At 59.2% G+C, this 16,724-nt stretch carries 18 protein-coding genes; all 18 read left to right on the top strand.

Going from position 1 to position 16,724, the window contains the following annotated elements:
• The first annotated feature begins 29 nt into the window (after nt 1-29).
• The 18 genes from GVL50_RS15270 (at nt 30) to GVL50_RS15185 (ending at nt 16,627) form a co-directional block, all read left to right on the top strand.
• Nucleotides 30-1,244: an IscS subfamily cysteine desulfurase gene (locus GVL50_RS15270; RefSeq protein ID WP_008084662.1), complete on the top strand. Its 1,215-nt coding sequence runs from the start codon at nt 30-32 to the stop codon at nt 1,242-1,244.
• 101 nt (nt 1,245-1,345) lie between these two features.
• Nucleotides 1,346-1,732, top strand: a complete 387-nt coding sequence (iscU, locus tag GVL50_RS15265) for a Fe-S cluster assembly scaffold IscU (RefSeq protein WP_007916892.1) — start codon at nt 1,346-1,348, stop codon at nt 1,730-1,732.
• A 34-nt stretch (nt 1,733-1,766) separates the two neighbouring features.
• Nucleotides 1,767-2,090 (top strand): iron-sulfur cluster assembly protein IscA, encoded by a 324-nt coding sequence (iscA, locus tag GVL50_RS15260; protein ID WP_003227904.1) that lies wholly within the window; start codon nt 1,767-1,769, stop codon nt 2,088-2,090.
• Between the two features lie 8 nt (nt 2,091-2,098).
• Nucleotides 2,099-2,620: a co-chaperone HscB gene (hscB, locus tag GVL50_RS15255; RefSeq protein WP_053123537.1), complete on the top strand. Its 522-nt coding sequence runs from the start codon at nt 2,099-2,101 to the stop codon at nt 2,618-2,620.
• Nucleotides 2,621-2,671: 51 nt separating this feature from the next.
• Nucleotides 2,672-4,537: a Fe-S protein assembly chaperone HscA gene (gene hscA, locus GVL50_RS15250; RefSeq protein WP_053123535.1), complete on the top strand. Its 1,866-nt coding sequence runs from the start codon at nt 2,672-2,674 to the stop codon at nt 4,535-4,537.
• Entirely contained in the window at nt 4,537-4,878 is a 342-nt protein-coding gene (gene fdx, locus GVL50_RS15245) for an ISC system 2Fe-2S type ferredoxin (RefSeq protein ID WP_007916885.1), read from the top strand. The genes hscA and fdx overlap by 1 nt, the downstream gene beginning before the upstream one ends.
• A gap of 14 nt (nt 4,879-4,892) precedes the next feature.
• Nucleotides 4,893-5,093, top strand: coding sequence for a Fe-S cluster assembly protein IscX (iscX, locus tag GVL50_RS15240; RefSeq protein ID WP_053123533.1), 201 nt, complete (start codon nt 4,893-4,895; stop codon nt 5,091-5,093).
• A gap of 87 nt (nt 5,094-5,180) precedes the next feature.
• Nucleotides 5,181-5,606: a nucleoside-diphosphate kinase gene (gene ndk, locus GVL50_RS15235; RefSeq protein ID WP_007916882.1), complete on the top strand. Its 426-nt coding sequence runs from the start codon at nt 5,181-5,183 to the stop codon at nt 5,604-5,606.
• A 28-nt stretch (nt 5,607-5,634) separates the two neighbouring features.
• Nucleotides 5,635-6,783 (top strand): 23S rRNA (adenine(2503)-C(2))-methyltransferase RlmN, encoded by a 1,149-nt coding sequence (gene rlmN, locus GVL50_RS15230; protein WP_158835925.1) that lies wholly within the window; start codon nt 5,635-5,637, stop codon nt 6,781-6,783.
• 12 nt (nt 6,784-6,795) lie between these two features.
• Nucleotides 6,796-7,554: a type IV pilus biogenesis/stability protein PilW gene (pilW, locus tag GVL50_RS15225; protein ID WP_053123531.1), complete on the top strand. Its 759-nt coding sequence runs from the start codon at nt 6,796-6,798 to the stop codon at nt 7,552-7,554.
• Nucleotides 7,554-8,588 carry a RodZ family helix-turn-helix domain-containing protein gene (locus GVL50_RS15220; RefSeq protein WP_159813968.1) on the top strand — a complete coding sequence of 345 codons (1,035 nt, stop codon included), beginning with the start codon at nt 7,554-7,556 and terminating at the stop codon, nt 8,586-8,588. The genes pilW and GVL50_RS15220 overlap by 1 nt, the downstream gene beginning before the upstream one ends.
• A gap of 3 nt (nt 8,589-8,591) precedes the next feature.
• Complete coding sequence (gene ispG / locus GVL50_RS15215) at nt 8,592-9,701, top strand: flavodoxin-dependent (E)-4-hydroxy-3-methylbut-2-enyl-diphosphate synthase (protein ID WP_008084646.1); 1,110 nt, start codon at nt 8,592-8,594, stop codon at nt 9,699-9,701.
• Nucleotides 9,702-9,738: 37 nt separating this feature from the next.
• The gene (gene hisS / locus GVL50_RS15210; RefSeq protein WP_159813966.1) at nt 9,739-11,028 is read left to right on the top strand and encodes a histidine--tRNA ligase; all 1,290 of its coding nucleotides are present in this window, start codon (nt 9,739-9,741) and stop codon (nt 11,026-11,028) included.
• A gap of 41 nt (nt 11,029-11,069) precedes the next feature.
• Entirely contained in the window at nt 11,070-11,711 is a 642-nt protein-coding gene (locus tag GVL50_RS15205; RefSeq protein ID WP_053123524.1) for a tetratricopeptide repeat protein, read from the top strand.
• On the top strand, nt 11,704-12,855 hold the full coding sequence (bamB, locus tag GVL50_RS15200; RefSeq protein ID WP_053123522.1) for an outer membrane protein assembly factor BamB: 1,152 nt from the start codon (nt 11,704-11,706) through the stop codon (nt 12,853-12,855). Before GVL50_RS15205 ends, bamB begins: the two co-directional genes overlap by 8 nt.
• 139 nt (nt 12,856-12,994) lie before the next feature.
• Nucleotides 12,995-14,464 carry a ribosome biogenesis GTPase Der gene (der, locus tag GVL50_RS15195; protein WP_053123520.1) on the top strand — a complete coding sequence of 490 codons (1,470 nt, stop codon included), beginning with the start codon at nt 12,995-12,997 and terminating at the stop codon, nt 14,462-14,464.
• Nucleotides 14,465-14,699: 235 nt separating this feature from the next.
• Nucleotides 14,700-15,848, top strand: coding sequence for a pyridoxal phosphate-dependent aminotransferase (locus GVL50_RS15190; protein WP_159813964.1), 1,149 nt, complete (start codon nt 14,700-14,702; stop codon nt 15,846-15,848).
• Nucleotides 15,836-16,627: an amidohydrolase gene (locus tag GVL50_RS15185; RefSeq protein ID WP_159813962.1), complete on the top strand. Its 792-nt coding sequence runs from the start codon at nt 15,836-15,838 to the stop codon at nt 16,625-16,627. Before GVL50_RS15190 ends, GVL50_RS15185 begins: the two co-directional genes overlap by 13 nt.
• The last annotated feature ends 97 nt before the right edge of the window (nt 16,628-16,724 follow it).

The following is a 16,724-nucleotide window of genomic DNA, read 5'->3' as shown; positions in this document are numbered from 1 at the left end:
TACGCCAGCCCTGATTTAGGAGATAGTCCATGAAATTGCCGATTTACCTTGATTACTCTGCGACCACCCCGGTCGATCCGCGCGTTGCGCAAAAAATGAGTGAATGCCTGCTGGTTGACGGAAACTTCGGTAACCCGGCGTCCCGTTCCCACGTATTTGGCTGGAAAGCTGAAGAGTCCGTCGAAAACGCCCGTCGTCAAGTGGCCGATCTGGTCAACGCCGATCCGCGCGAAATCGTCTGGACCTCCGGTGCCACTGAGTCCGACAACCTGGCAATCAAGGGTGCGGCACATTTCTATGGTTCCAAGGGCAAACACCTGATCACCTCGAAGATTGAGCACAAGGCTGTCCTCGACACCATGCGCCAACTGGAGCGTGAAGGTTTCGAAGTGACCTACCTCGAGCCAACTGAAGACGGTCTGATCACCCCGGCGATGATTGAAGCGGCACTGCGCGAAGACACCATCCTGGTCTCCGTGATGCACGTGAACAACGAGATCGGCACCGTCAACGACATCGCCGCGATCGGCGAAATGCTCCGCGCCAAGGGCATTCTGTTCCACGTCGACGCCGCTCAGTCCACTGGCAAGGTCGAAATCGACCTGCAGAAGCTGAAAGTCGACATGATGTCGTTCTCCGCCCACAAAACCTACGGCCCTAAAGGCATCGGTGCGCTGTACGTCAGCCGCAAGCCGCGTGTGCGCATCGAAGCGACCATGCACGGTGGCGGTCACGAGCGTGGCATGCGTTCCGGCACCCTGGCGACTCACCAGATCGTCGGCATGGGCGAGGCGTTCCGTGTGGCCAAAGAAGACATGGCTGCTGAAAACGTCCGTATCAAAGCGTTGAGCGACCGCTTCTACAAGCAGGTCGAGCATCTGGAAGAGCTGTACGTCAACGGCAGCCTGACCGCCCGCGTTCCGCACAACCTGAACCTGAGCTTCAACTACGTTGAAGGCGAGTCGCTGATCATGGCGCTCAAGGATCTGGCGGTATCGTCCGGTTCGGCGTGCACCTCGGCGTCGCTGGAGCCTTCGTACGTACTGCGCGCCCTGGGCCGCAACGACGAACTGGCACACAGCTCGATCCGCTTCACCTTCGGCCGTTTCACCACCGAAGAAGAAATCGACTACGCCGCGCAGAAAGTCTGCGAGGCCGTTACCAAGCTGCGCGCTTTGTCGCCGCTGTGGGACATGTACAAAGACGGCGTCGATATCTCGAAAATCGAGTGGGCGGCACACTAAATATAGAAGCCGCCAGATACAGATCCTGTAGCGACGTGGCGGTTTACGCAGCGCAGTTGCAGGGTCTCAAGAGCGGCCCTGATGAGTGAGGATTGAGAATCATGGCTTACAGCGAAAAGGTCATCGACCACTACGAAAACCCGCGCAACGTCGGCAAGATGAACGCGGAAGATCCTGATGTCGGCACCGGCATGGTCGGCGCTCCGGCATGCGGCGACGTGATGCGTCTGCAAATCAAGGTCAACGACGCCGGCATCATCGAAGATGCCAAGTTCAAGACCTACGGCTGCGGTTCGGCTATCGCTTCCAGCTCCCTCGCCACCGAGTGGATGAAGGGCAAGACCCTGGACGAAGCAGAAACCATCAAGAACACTCAGCTGGCCGAAGAACTGGCCCTGCCGCCAGTGAAAATTCACTGCTCGGTACTGGCTGAAGACGCTATCAAAGCGGCTGTTCGCGATTACAAGCAGAAGAAAGGCTTGATCTGACTTTCTGGATTTGGCGACGAGTAAGGAGTCACCGATGGCTATCAGCATGACAGAAGCGGCTGCTCGACACGTGCGGCGCTCCCTCGACGGGCGCGGCAAAGGTGAAGGGATTCGTCTGGGTGTTCGCACCACAGGCTGTTCCGGCCTTGCCTACGTGCTGGAGTTTGTCGACGAGGTGGTTGCAGAGGATCAGGTGTTCGAAAGTCACGGCGAAAAAGTGATCATCGACCCGAAAAGCCTCGCTTACCTGGACGGCACCGAGCTCGATTTCGTCAAGGAAGGATTGAACGAAGGCTTCAAGTTCAACAACCCCAACGTACGCGGTGAATGTGGCTGCGGCGAAAGCTTCAACATCTGAGGCTTGTCGTGGGTATTCCTTGTCATTTCGCTTTATTCGAGCTGCAACCGAGTTTCCGTCTGGATCTCGAGCAGTTGGCCACGCGCTACCGTGAGTTGGCGCGCGGCGTTCATCCTGACCGCTTCGCCGACGCTTCCGAGCGTGAGCAGCGAACCGCACTCGAGCAGTCTGCACGGCTCAACGACGCCTATCAGACGCTCAAGAGTCCGGCCCAGCGCGCACGCTACCTGCTGACCATCAGCGGGCATGAAGTGCCGATGGAAGTCACTGTCCATGATCCCGAGTTTCTTCTGCAGCAGATGCAATGGCGCGAAGAGCTTGAAGACCTCCAGGACAGTGCCGACCTCGACGGTGTCGCGGTGTTCAAGCGTCGCTTGAAAGTGGCTCAGGAAGAACTCAACGAAAGCTTCGCAGCCTGTTGGGATGATGCGGCGCAACGCGAACAGGCCGAACGCCTGATGCGGCGCATGCAGTTCCTCGACAAGCTCACCTACGAAGTGCGCCAGCTAGAAGAGCGCCTCGACGATTAACCCAGTGCCGCTTCGGTCGCACGCCTGATATACAGATAAGTCCTGATCACGATGGCCCTACTGCAGATCGCCGAACCCGGCCAAAGTCCTCAACCGCACCAGCGTCGTCTGGCTGTGGGGATCGACTTGGGCACTACCAATTCGCTGGTCGCTGCGTTGCGCAGTGGTCTTTCCGAACCGTTGGCCGATGCAAACGGGCAGGTCATCCTGCCGTCCGCTGTGCGTTACCACGCCGATCACGTCGAAGTCGGCGAGTCGGCGAAGCTGGCCGCCGCGTCCGATCCTTTGAATACTGTGCTGTCGGTCAAGCGCTTGATGGGTCGTGGTCTGTCCGACGTCAAGCAATTGGGCGACCAGTTGCCGTACCGCTTTGTCGGTGGCGAATCGCACATGCCGTTCATCGACACCGTGCAAGGCCCGAAAAGCCCGGTCGAAGTCTCCGCCGATATCCTCAAGGTGCTGCGTCAGCGCGCTGAAGCGACCTTGGGTGGCGAGCTGGTTGGCGCGGTGATCACCGTTCCGGCTTACTTCGATGATGCTCAGCGTCAAGCCACCAAAGATGCGGCCAAACTCGCCGGTCTGAACGTGCTGCGTCTGCTCAACGAGCCGACTGCGGCCGCTGTGGCGTACGGTCTGGATCAGCATGCCGAAGGCCTGGTCGCTATCTATGACCTGGGCGGCGGTACTTTCGATATCTCTATTCTGCGTCTGACCGGCGGTGTTTTTGAAGTGCTGGCCACTGGCGGTGATAGCGCGCTGGGCGGCGATGACTTCGATCACGCGATTGCCGGCTGGATCATCGAGAGCGCCGGGCTGTCCGCCGATCTCGATCCGGGCGCACAACGTAATCTGCTGCAAACCGCTTGCGCGGCCAAAGAAGCCCTGACCGACTCGGCCAGTGTTGAAGTGGCCTACGGCGACTGGAAAGCACCGCTGACCCGCGAAGCCTTCGATGCGCTGATCGAGCCAATGGTCGCGCGCAGCCTGAAAGCTTGCCGCCGCGCCGTGCGCGACTCCGGCATCGAACTGGACGACGTACACGCTGTGGTTATGGTTGGCGGTTCGACTCGCGTTCCTCGCGTTCGCGAAGCCGTTGCCGAAGCCTTTGGTCGTCAGCCTCTGACCGAAATCGACCCGGATCAAGTGGTGGCCATCGGTGCTGCGATTCAGGCCGATACCCTGGCGGGCAACAAGCGCGATGGCGGCGAACTGCTGCTGCTCGACGTGATTCCACTGTCCCTGGGGCTGGAAACCATGGGCGGTTTGATGGAGAAGGTGATTCCGCGCAACACCACCATCCCCGTCGCTCGCGCACAAGATTTCACTACGTACAAAGACGGCCAGTCGGCCATGGCGATCCACGTTCTGCAGGGTGAGCGCGAGCTGATCAGTGACTGCCGCTCGCTGGCGCGCTTCGAATTGCGTGGCATTCCAGCGATGGTCGCCGGTGCAGCGAAAATTCGCGTGACCTTCCAGGTCGATGCCGACGGTCTGCTCAGCGTGTCTGCCCGTGAGTTGGGTTCGGGCGTTGAGGCGAGCATTCAGGTCAAGCCGTCTTACGGTCTGACCGACGGCGAAATCGCCAAGATGCTCAAGGATTCGTTCCAGCACGCCAATGACGACAAGGTCGCCCGCGTTCTGCGCGAGCAACAAGTCGATGCCCAGCGCCTGATCGAAGCGGTGCAGGGCGCTCTGGAGGTTGATGGCGAGCGTTTGCTCGACGCCGAAGAGCGCATGGTCATCGACCTGCAACTGCAGGAACTGGCCGAACTGATGAAAGGTACCGATGGTTACGCCATCGAGCAGCAGACCAAGCGTCTGTCGCAAGTGACCGATGCTTTTGCTGCCCGCCGCATGGATCTGACGGTGAAAGCCGCTCTGTCGGGGCGCAATCTGAATGAAATCGAGGATATCTGATGCCGCAGGTCATTTTTCTGCCCCACGAGAAGTTCTGCCCTGAAGGCATGGTGGTCGAGGCTGCGCCCGGCACATCGATTCTCGAACTGGCCCACGAACACCACATCGAGATGGAAAGCGCCTGCGGCGGCGTCTGCGCTTGCACCACCTGCCACTGCATCATCCGCGAGGGTTTCGACTCGATGGAAGAGGCTGACGAGCTGGAAGAGGACTTCCTCGATCGTGCCTGGGGTCTGGAAGCGCAATCGCGTCTGGCCTGTCAGGCTATCGTTGGTGAAGAAGACATCACCGTCGAAATTCCGAAATATTCGCTTAACCATGCGGCTGAAGCGCCGCACTGACTGGTAAGACTGTCATGAGCTACGGTTGGAATGATGTTCAACGTATTGCAGAAGAACTGGCCGAGGCCCATGCCGGCGTCGATCCATATTCTGTAGGTTTTGTCCGTTTGCAGCAGATGATCCTTGATCTGCCTGACTTCGATGGCACTTCTGGCCGTGTCGGCGAGAAGGTGCTGGAAGCGGTTCAGGAGCTCTGGGCCAAAGAATTGGACTGATCGTCTCGCAGGTTAGGCAATACCCAAGAACCCGCGTATAATTCGCGGGTTTAATTTTTCGCAAATTACCGTTTCTGGAGTTACACCATGGCTGTTCAACGCACTTTCTCCATCATCAAGCCTGACGCTGTTGCAAAAAACGTCATCGGCGAAATCACCACTCGTTTCGAAAAAGCCGGCCTGCGCGTTGTAGCTTCGAAACTGAAGCAACTGTCCAAAGCTGAAGCTGAAGGCTTCTACGCTGAGCACAGCGCTCGTGGTTTCTTCGGCGACCTGGTTGCTTTCATGATCTCCGGCCCTGTTGTTGTTCAGGTTCTGGAAGGCGAAAACGCTATCGCTCTGAACCGTGAGCTAATGGGCGCTACCAACCCTAAAGAAGCTGCTGCCGGCACCATCCGCGCTGACTTCGCTGATTCCATCGACGCCAACGCTGTTCACGGTTCGGACTCCGAAGCCGCAGCTGCTCGTGAAATCTCGTACTTCTTCGCAGCTACTGAAGTAACCACTCGCTAAGCATTGGCTTAAGAGTGAAGGTGAATCCATGACTACATCGACTGTAAAAACCAACCTGCTGGGTCTGACTCAACAGGAAATGGAAAAATTCTTCGACTCAATCGGGGAGAAGCGTTTCCGTGCCGGTCAGGTAATGAAATGGATTCACCACTTTGGTGTCGATGATTTCGACGCCATGACGAACGTCAGCAAGGCCTTGCGCGACAAGCTCAAGGTTATTGCTGAAGTCCGTGGTCCGGAAGTGGTCAGCGAGGACATCTCCACCGACGGCACCCGTAAGTGGGTGGTGCGTGTGGCGTCCGGCAGCTGCGTCGAGACCGTGTACATTCCCCAGGGCAAACGCGGCACTTTGTGCGTTTCGTCCCAGGCAGGCTGTGCCCTGGATTGCAGTTTCTGCTCCACCGGCAAGCAAGGCTTCAATAGCAACCTCACCGCCGCCGAAGTCATCGGTCAGGTGTGGATTGCCAACAAATCTTTCGGCAGTGTCCCGGCAACAGTCGACCGTGCCATCACCAACGTGGTGATGATGGGCATGGGTGAGCCGCTGCTGAACTTCGACAACGTCGTCGCCGCCATGCATCTGATGATGGATGACCTCGGCTACGGGATCTCCAAGCGCCGCGTGACCCTGTCCACCTCGGGCGTGGTGCCGATGATCGATGAGCTGGCCAAGCACATCGACGTCTCCCTTGCGTTGTCCCTGCACGCACCGAATGACGCATTGCGTAACCAATTGGTGCCGATCAACAAGAAATATCCGCTTAAGATGCTGCTCGAGTCGTGCCAGCGCTACATGTCGTCCCTGGGCGAAAAACGTGTGCTGACCATCGAGTACACCTTGCTCAAAGACATCAACGACAAGGTTGAACACGCCGTTGAGATGGTCGAGTTGCTGAAAAACATTCCGTGCAAGATCAACCTGATTCCGTTCAACCCGTTCCCGCATTCCGGGTACGAGCGTCCGAGCAACAACGCGATTCGTCGTTTCCAGGATCAGTTGCATCAGGCCGGTTTCAACGTCACTGTCCGCACCACCCGTGGTGAAGACATCGACGCCGCATGTGGTCAATTGGTAGGGCAGGTGCTGGATCGCACCCGTCGCAGCGAACGTTATATCGCCGTGCGTGAGTTGAGCGCCGACAGCGATCTGGCACAGAACGCCGCGAACACTAACTAAGAGAGGATCTCTATGTCCCTGCGCTTTGCGCTGCTGTTGCTGTTGGCCAGCCTGTGTGCTGGTTGTGTCCTGTCGGGTGATTACAACCCGATGAAGACCAGCAAGGGCCGCGATGAAGCGCGGGCTGCCTACGTGCAGTTGGGGCTGGGGTACTTGCAGCAAGGCATGACCGAGCGGGCCAAGGTGCCGTTGAAGAAGGCGCTGGAACTCGACAGTTCGGATCCAGACGCCAATGCCGCGCTCGGTTTGGTGTTTCAAGCCGAAATGGAGCCTGCACTGGCCGACGAGCATTTCCGCAAGGCCTTGTCCTCGCGTCCCGCCGATGCCCGTATCCTCAACAACTACGGCAGTTTTCTATACGAAGAACAGCGTTATAAAGAAGCCTACGAGCGTTTTGAACAGGCGGCCGCCGATACCCTGTATCCTGAGCGCTCGCGTGTGTTCGAGAACCTCGGCATGACGGCGGCGAAACTCGGTCAGCGTGATGTCGCGCAGCAGCAACTGGAAAAAGCCTTGCGGCTGAACCGTCAACAACCGCGCGCATTGCTGGAAATGGCTGAGTTGTCCTTCGAAGACAGGCATTATGTGCCCGCGCGTGACTATTACGACCGTTTCAGCCTGCTGACCGAACAAAATGCACGTAGTCTATTGCTCGGCGTTCGGCTGGCAAAAGTGTTTGAAGATCGCGACAAGGCCGCCAGTTATGGCCTGCAATTAAAACGACTCTATCCCGGTACGCCGGAATATCAGCAATACCTGTCGGAGCAATGATGAAAGCGGCGCATCCCGAAGTTGTAGCAGCGAATCGCGTTAACCCCGGTGAGACCCTGCGCCAGGCCCGCGAAAGCAATGGCTGGTCGCTGGCCGAAGTGGCCCTCAAGCTCAACCTCACCGTGACGTCTCTGGGCAATCTTGAAGCCGGTGCTTTCGACAAGCTGCCGGGGCATACCTTTGCTCGCGGTTATATTCGCGCGTATGCCAAATTGCTCGGCATGGACCAGACCGTTCTGGTTCAGCAGTTCGACCAGTCCACCGGCACCGACTCCCAAGGCAGCAACGTTCACGCCTTGGGCCGTATCGAAGAGCCTGTGCGGGTTTCCCACACTATTTTGCGTATCGTCAGCCTGTTGTTGCTGATCGCGGTCATCGGCGGTGGTTTCGTCTGGTGGCAGGATCAGACCTCGCTGCGTACCAAGGACTTCACCAGCCTGACGCCGGAACACGTTGAAGTCGAAGGCGCCGACGGCACCACGCAGATTCACCCGATCGACGAGCCGGAGGACCAGGCGGTCGCCGAAGGTCAGGCCGAGGGCGCGACGGCTTTGGCGCTGCCGCAATCGGAAACCACCGCTGAATCCACCGGTGCCGAAGCTACTGCTCCTGCAACATCGACTGCGCCAGCAACGCCGACCGCTCCAGCGGTTGCGCCGACTGCGCCGGTTCACACGCCAGCGCCAGTGGTTGCCACCCCGGCAACACCTGCTCCGGCTGTGCCTGCCACACCAGCTCCAACCACGACTGCACCGATCGCCCCAACCGTGGCTCCAGTGGCACCAGTAGCTGGCGAAGGTCAGGTGTCGATGCAGTTCGTTGCCGATTGCTGGACGCAAGTCACCGATGGCAGCGGCAAAGTGTTGTTCAGTGGTCTCAAGCGTAAGGGCGATAGCCTCGCCGTTGCCGGCAAGCCACCGTTTGCCGTCCGCCTGGGCTACGCTCGCGGCGCGCAGGTCAGCTACAACGGCCAGCCGGTCGATGTCGCTCCGTTCACCAGTGGCGAGACTGCTCGCCTGAAGTTGGGTCAATAAGTCATGCACGGCGAATCTCCAATCAAACGTCGCGTTTCGCGCAAGATCTGGGTCGGCAACGTACCGGTGGGCGGCGATGCGCCGATCGCTGTGCAGAGCATGACCAACAGCGACACCAATGACGTTGCCGCCACTGTTGCGCAAATCAATCGTCTGGAAGCCGCCGGCGTCGACATCGTCCGCGTATCGGTACCGGATATGGACGCCGCCGAGGCGTTCGGCAAGATCAAACAACTGGTCAAAGTGCCGTTGGTTGCCGACATCCACTTCGACTACAAGATCGCTCTGCGCGTAGCCGAACTGGGCGTCGACTGCCTGCGCATCAACCCGGGCAACATCGGTCGCGAAGACCGTGTTCGTGCTGTGGTCGATGCCGCGCGTGATCGCGGGATCCCGATCCGCATCGGCGTCAACGCCGGCTCGCTGGAAAAAGACCTGCAAAAGAAATACGGCGAGCCGACCCCAGCCGCGCTGGTTGAGTCTGCTTTGCGTCACGTTGAACACCTCGAACGCCTGAATTTCCAAGACTTCAAGGTCAGCGTGAAGGCCTCCGACGTATTTATGGCCGTCGAAGCCTACCGCTTGCTGGCGAAAGAAATCGTCCAGCCGCTGCACCTGGGCATCACCGAAGCCGGTGGATTGCGTTCGGGCACAGTGAAATCCGCCGTGGGCCTAGGTATGCTGCTCGCCGAAGGGATTGGCGATACTATCCGCATCTCGCTGGCGGCCGATCCGGTCGAGGAAGTGAAGGTCGGTTACGACATTCTCAAGTCTTTGCATCTGCGTTCCCGTGGCATCAACTTCATCGCCTGCCCGAGCTGCTCGCGGCAGAACTTCGATGTGGTGAAAACCATGAACGAGCTGGAAGGGCGCCTTGAAGACCTGCTGGTGCCGCTGGATGTCGCGGTAATCGGTTGTGTGGTCAACGGCCCCGGCGAAGCCAAGGAAGCCCATATCGGCTTGACCGGCGGCACGCCAAACCTGATTTACATCGACGGCAAGCCGGCGCAGAAACTGACGAATGACAATCTGGTGGACGAGCTGGAAAGGCTGATCCGCCAGAAAGCGGCCGAAAAGGTCGAAGCTGACGCTGCCGTAATTGCGCGCGGCTGACCCTGACTGAAGAGCCGAACGAATTTAAGGATTTAAAGTGAGCAAGTCATTGCAAGCCATTCGTGGCATGAACGACATCCTGCCCGAACAGACTCCCCTGTGGCGTTATTTAGAGGGCACCGTTGCGCGTCTGCTGGATAACTACGGTTACAAGCAGATCCGCATGCCGATCGTCGAGTTCACCGAGCTGTTCAAGCGCTCGATCGGTGAAGTGACCGACATCGTCGAAAAAGAGATGTACACCTTCGAAGACCGCAACGGCGACTCCCTGACCCTGCGTCCGGAAGGCACTGCGGCGTGCGTGCGTGCGGTGCTTGAGCACGGCATCACCGGCGGTGGCCAGGTGCAGAAACTCTGGTACATCGGTCCGATGTTCCGCCACGAGCGTCCGCAGAAAGGCCGTTATCGCCAGTTCCACCAGATCGGTCTGGAGGTGTTTAACCTCGACGGTCCGGACATCGATGCCGAGCTGATCATCATGACCTGGCGCCTGTGGGGCGAGCTGGGCATCCGTGATGCGGTCAAACTCGAACTCAACAGCCTCGGCACCAGCGAGTCCCGTGGGCGTTATCGTGAAGCGCTGGTCGAGTACCTCTCGGCGCACCACGACAAGCTCGACGAAGACAGTCAGCGTCGTCTGAAAACCAACCCGCTGCGCGTTCTCGACACCAAAAATGCCGACACTCAAGCGGTGCTGGTCGATGCGCCGAAAATGGCCGACTACCTCGATGACGAGTCGCGTGCACACTTCGACGGTTTGAAAGCGCGTCTGGATGCCGTCGGCATTCCGTACGTACTCAATCCGAAGCTGGTGCGTGGCCTCGATTACTACAGCAAAACCGTTTTCGAATGGGTCACCGACAAGCTCGGCGCCCAGGGCACTGTTTGCGCGGGCGGTCGTTACGACGGTCTGGTCGAGCAAATGGGCGGCAAGCCGACCACCGGCGTTGGTTTCGCCATGGGCATCGAGCGTCTGGTATTGATGCTCGAAACCCTTGAGCAGATCCCGGAAGAAATCTCCCGTCAGGTCGATGTCTACCTCTGCGCCTTCGGTGAAGAGGCCGAGCTGGCCGGTCTGGCCCTGGCTGAACGGGTTCGCGATCAACTTCCAAACCTGCGCCTGCAAGTCAATGCCGGCGCCGGCAGCTTCAAAAGCCAGTTCAAGAAAGCCGACAAGAGCGGTGCGCTGTACGCACTGATCCTCGGTGACGACGAAATGGCCCAGCAAGTGGTAGGTTTCAAACCCCTGCGTGGCCAGGGCGAACAACAAAGCATTGCCTGGGATGCGCTCGCCGCTCACCTGGCCACCTGCGTCGTGCAGGGTTGAAGCTGTCTAAACAGCCGATTTAGCGATTAAGGAGTATTGGGGTGTCGAGTACCGAAGACGAACAGTTGGCGGATTTGAAGGACTGGTGGACACGCAACGGCAAACCTCTGGTCACCGGCGGCCTGTTGGCGCTGGTCATCGTGTTCGGCTGGCAGGCTTATCACAAATATCAGGGCAACCAGTCGCAAGGCGCCTCGGTGCTCTATCAGCAATTGCTGGAAACCACGCTGACGCCTGACGGCAAGCCTGATGCTGCCCGCGTTGCGGATCTGGCCGGCAAGCTCAACAGCGAATTCGGCGGTACTGCCTACGCGCAGTACGGCAGCCTGTTCGTCGCCAAAGTGGCGGTCGACAGCGGCAAGCTGGACGACGCCGCGACCGAGCTGAAAGCCATCGTCGACAAACCGGCCAACCCGGCGCTGGGCGAAATCGCCCGTCAGCGTCTGGCACAGGTATTGGGTGCGCTGAACAAAGCTGAAGACGGTCTGAAACTGCTCGACGGCGACGCCGACAAAGCGTTCCTGGCTACTCGCGAAGAACTCAAGGGCGACCTGCTGGTGCAGCTGGGCCGTACCGATGACGCGAACAAGGCGTATCAAAAAGCCAAGGCGGCACTGTCGGATGAAGCGGCGGTCGGTGGCCTTCAAATCAAGCTCGACGACCTGGCCAAAGGGGATGCGTGACGTGATCCGTTGGAAGCATGCAGCATTGCTGGCTCTGGCCCTTCTGGCCGCGGGTTGCAGCAGCAACAGCAAAAAAGAATTGCCACCGGCTGAACTGACCGACTTCAAAGAAGAAGTGGTTCTGCAAAAGCAGTGGAGTCGTTCGATCGGTGACGGTCAGGGCGAAACCTACAACATGCTGGTGCCGGCGATCGACGGTGACACCATCTACGCCGCCGATGTGACCGGCGTAGTGATGGGCATGGATCGCAGCAACGGCGACGTGAAGTGGAAGCAAGACCTTGAACTGCCTGTCTCCGGCGCCGTTGGCGTGGGTTACGGTCTGGTTCTGATTGGTACGCTGCGTGGCGAAGTCGTCGCTCTGGACGCCAGCAATGGTGAAGAGAAGTGGCGCGCTCGCGTCAACAGCGAAGTACTCGCGCCGCCGGCCAACAACGGCGACGTCGTGGTGGTGCAGACTCAGGACGACCGTCTGATCGGTCTGGATGCCTCCACCGGTACTCAGCGCTGGGTGTATGACAGCACCCCGGCCGTTCTGACCCTGCGTGGCACCAGTGCACCGCTGGTCACCAATCGCCTCGCGGTGGCTGGCCTGTCGACCGGTAAAGTGGTCGCTCTGGACATTTCCAACGGCGTGCCGGTCTGGGAACAACGCATTGCGATTCCGCAAGGTCGTTCGGAACTGGAGCGCGTGGTCGACATCGACGGCGGTCTGCTGTTGTCCGGCGGCACCCTGTACGTTGCCAGCTATCAGGGTCGCGTTGCGGCACTGGATCTGGAAAGCGGTCGTCAACTCTGGCAGCGCGATGCGTCGAGCTACGCCGGTATTGCTCAGGGTTTCGGCAGCGTTTACGTGAGCCTGTCTTCGGGCACTGTTGAAGGCGTCGACGAGCGTTCCACCACAGCATTGTGGAGCAACGATTCGCTGGCTCGCCGTCAACTGTCGGCTCCGGAAGTGTTCTCCAGCTATGTAGCAGTGGGTGACCTGGAAGGTTATCTGCACCTGTTGAGTCAGGTTGACGGCCGTTTCGTCGGCCGTGAGCGCATCGACAGCGACGGCCTGCGTGCCCGTCCGCTGGTGGTGGGTGACACGATTTATGTGTATGGCAACAGCGGCAAACTGGAAGCCCTGACCATCAAGTAACAACTATGCTTGGGGATAACACCCCAGGCAGCTTCACTAGTGGAAGTGAACCTGTTCACTCCCACAGTGTTGCCCCGAGCACCAGCCGCTGCCTCGCAGCGGCTTTTGTATTTTCTGAAATAACGAAGTGGAGAGCCGCATGGTTCCCGTAATCGCCCTGGTGGGCCGACCGAACGTCGGCAAGTCCACCTTGTTCAACCGCCTGACCAGGACTCGCGACGCCATCGTCGGCGACTTGTCCGGTCTGACCCGTGATCGCCAGTACGGTGAGGCCAAGTGGCAAGGGCGTTCCTACATTCTGGTCGACACCGGTGGTATCTCCGGTGACGAGCACGGTATGGACGAAAAAATGGCCGAGCAGTCGCTGCTGGCCATTGAAGAAGCAGATGTTGTGCTGTTCCTGGTAGATGCCAAGGCCGGTTTCACCGCCGCCGACCAGATGATCGCCGAACACCTGCGCAAACGTAACAAGCGTTCCTACGTGGTTGCCAACAAGGTCGACAACATCGACCCGGAAATGGCCCGCGCTGAATTCGCACCACTGGGCATGGGCCACGCGATTCCGATCGCTGGTGCTCACGGCCGTGGCATCACGCAGATGCTGGAAATCGCCCTGGGTGATTTCCCGCGTGATGAAGAAGAGCCGGAAGACGGCGAAGAAGAAATCGTTGCCGAAGGTGAGGAAGCCAAGCGCATTCCTGGCCCGAGTGAAAAAGACGGGATCAAGATCGCTATCATCGGTCGTCCGAACGTCGGCAAATCGACCCTGGTCAACCGTATGCTCGGTGAAGACCGGGTAATCGTTTATGACCAGCCCGGCACCACCCGCGACAGTATCTACATCCCGTTCGAGCGGAATGAAGAGAAGTACACGCTGATCGACACCGCCGGTGTGCGCAAGCGCGGCAAGATCCACGAAGAAGTCGAAAAATTCTCCGTGGTCAAAACCCTGCAAGCGATCAAAGACGCCAACGTGGTGATCTTTGTGATGGACGCCCGTGAAGGTGTGGTCGATCACGACCTCAACCTGCTCGGCTTCGCCATCGAGTCGGGTCGTGCGCTGGTGATCGCGATCAACAAGTGGGACGGCATGACGCCGAGCGAGCGCGACTTCGTCAAGGTCGAGCTGCAGCGTCGTCTGTTCTTCGTTGACTACGCTGACATCCACTTCATCTCGGCACTGCACGGCACTGGCGTGGGCAACCTCTACGCGTCCGTACAGAACTCGTTCAAGTCCGCGGTTACCCGCTGGCCGACCAACCGTCTGACCCAGATTCTGGAAGACGCGGTGGGCGAGCACGCACCACCGATGGTCAACAACCGCCGGATCAAGCTGCGTTACGCTCACTTGGGTGGTGCTAACCCGCCGATCATCGTGATCCACGGTAACCAGATCGAGAAAGTGCCGAAGTCGTATGTGCGCTATCTGGAGAATACTTACCGTCGTGTGCTCAAGCTGGTCGGTACGCCGATCCGCATCGAGTTCAAGGGCGGCGAGAACCCGTACGAAGGCAACAAAAACACCCTGACCGACCGCCAGGTCAACAGGAAGCGTCGGATGATGTCGCACAGCAAGAAAGCCGACAAGAAGCGCCGCGACAAGAAGTAAGGTCGCGGGTCATTGATCGTTCCCATGCTCCGCGCGGGAATGTATCCCGTGACGCTCTGCGTCACAAAAGCGGCGGGCGCAGAGCGTCCAAGGCTGCATTCCCACGCAGAGCGTGGGAACGATCAACTTGAGAGAAGGGTGCCATCCGGCGCCCTTTTTTTATGGGCGCCGGATGGGCTATCCTCGGGCTCTCCCGCGCCGTCGTCAGAGCCGGGTGTTGAGCAGGGAACCCCCGATGATCACCAGTAAGCTGCCGAATGTCGGCATCACTATTTTCACGCAGATGTCTCAGCTCGCGGCGCAGACCGGCGCGATCAACCTGTCCCAGGGTTTTCCTGATTTCGACGGCCCGCAGTCGCTGCGCGATGCGGTCGGTCGGCACATTGCCAGTGGCCACAACCAGTATTCGCCGATGACCGGTTTGCCGGCGCTGCGCGAACAGATTGCGCTGAAAATCGCGCGCAGCTACGGCGTGCAGGTCAGCGCCGACAGCGAAGTGACCGTCACTCCCGGTGCGACTCAAGCCATCTTCTGTGCGATTCAGGCGGTTATCCACAGCGGCGACGAAGTCATCGTGTTCGATCCATGCTACGACAGCTATGCACCGGCAACGGAATTGGCGGGCGGTCGTTGCGTGCATGTGCAGCTGAACCCGGTCGACTTCTCCATCGATTTCGAGCAACTCGCGGCGGCCCTGAGCCCGCGCACGAAAATGATCGTCATCAACACCCCGCACAACCCGAGCGGTGCCCTGATCACCCGCGCGGAACTGGATCAACTGGCAGCGCTGATCCGCGACCGCGACATCTATCTGATCAGCGATGAAGTCTACGAACACCTGGTCTTCGACGGCGTGCCCCACGTCAGCGTGCTCGCGCACGAAGAGCTCTATCAGCGCGCCTTCGTGGTCAGCTCGTTCGGCAAGACCTATCACGTCACGGGCTGGAAAACCGGCTATGTCGTTGCGCCGCCGGCACTGACCGCCGAACTGCGTAAAGTCCATCAGTACGTCAGCTTCTGCGGCGTGACACCGCTGCAATACGCGTTGGCCGATTACATGGCCGAGCACCCGGAGCACGTCGAAGAGTTGCCGGGTTTTTATCAGGCCAAACGCGACCTGTTCTGCGACCTGCTGGCCCCGTCGCGCTTCACCTTCAGCCGTGTCGCGGGCACCTATTTCCAACTGGTCGATTACTCGCAGATCCGTCCCGATTTGAACGACGTCGAGATGGCCATGTGGATGACCCGCGAACACGGCGTGGCAAGTATTCCGGTGTCGGTGTTCTACCAGAATCCACCGCAAGGCCAGCGCCTGGTGCGTCTGTGCTTTGCCAAACGCGAGGAGACGCTGCGTGAAGCGGCGGCGAAACTATGCGTGATCTGAGTGCATTACCCGATCTAAATCTGGCGCTGATCCAGACCACCCTGGCCTGGCACGACCGTCAGGCCAACTTCGAGCATTTCGAGCAGTTGCTGGAGCAGGCACAGGGCGCTGATCTGATCATCCTGCCGGAAATGTTCACCACCGGTTTCTCCATGGAATCAGAAACGCTCGCCGAAGCCGAGAATGGCCCGACCAGCAAATGGCTGCGGGTTCAGGCGGCGAAACTCGATGCGGTGATTACCGGCAGCGTGATTATTCAGGCGGCAGACGGCAGCCATCGTAATCGTCTGTTGTGGGCGCGGCCGGACGGCGAAGTGCTGCATTACGACAAGCGTCACCTGTTCCGCATGGCCGGTGAGCATAATCACTACACGCCCGGTGAGCGGCAGGTGCAGTTCGAACTGAAGGGTTGGCGTGTGCGTCCGCTGATTTGCTACGACCTGCGCTTCCCGGTGTGGAGCCGTGATTCGCAGGATACGGATTTGCTGCTGTACACCGCGAACTGGCCTGGTGCGCGGCGTTTGCACTGGAACCGTTTGCTGCCGGCGCGGGCGATCGAAAACCTTTGCTATGTGGCGGCGGTAAATCGCGTTGGCACTGATGGCAAGGGCTTCGCTTATACCGGTGACAGTCAGGTGCTGGATTTCCAGGGCGAGAGCTTGCTGGCGGCGGGGGAGGCGGACGGTGTGTTCAAGGTGGTGCTCGAAGCGGCACCATTGGCGACGTATCGCGAGCGCTTTCCAGCGAATCTGGATGCCGATACCTTCGAGTTCACCTGATTCCTGCAGCGCCTGACAGGACGCCTTCGCGAGCAAGCCCGCTCCCACAGGGGGAATGCATTCCAAATGTGGGAGCGGGCTTGCTCGCGAAAGGGCC

The sequence above is a fragment of the Pseudomonas sp. 18058 genome, assembly GCF_902706155.1.
GTDB lineage: Bacteria > Pseudomonadota > Gammaproteobacteria > Pseudomonadales > Pseudomonadaceae > Aquipseudomonas > Aquipseudomonas rustica.
Note: the sequence above shows the minus strand (reverse complement) of the source record. Positions and strands in the feature narration are given on the sequence as shown.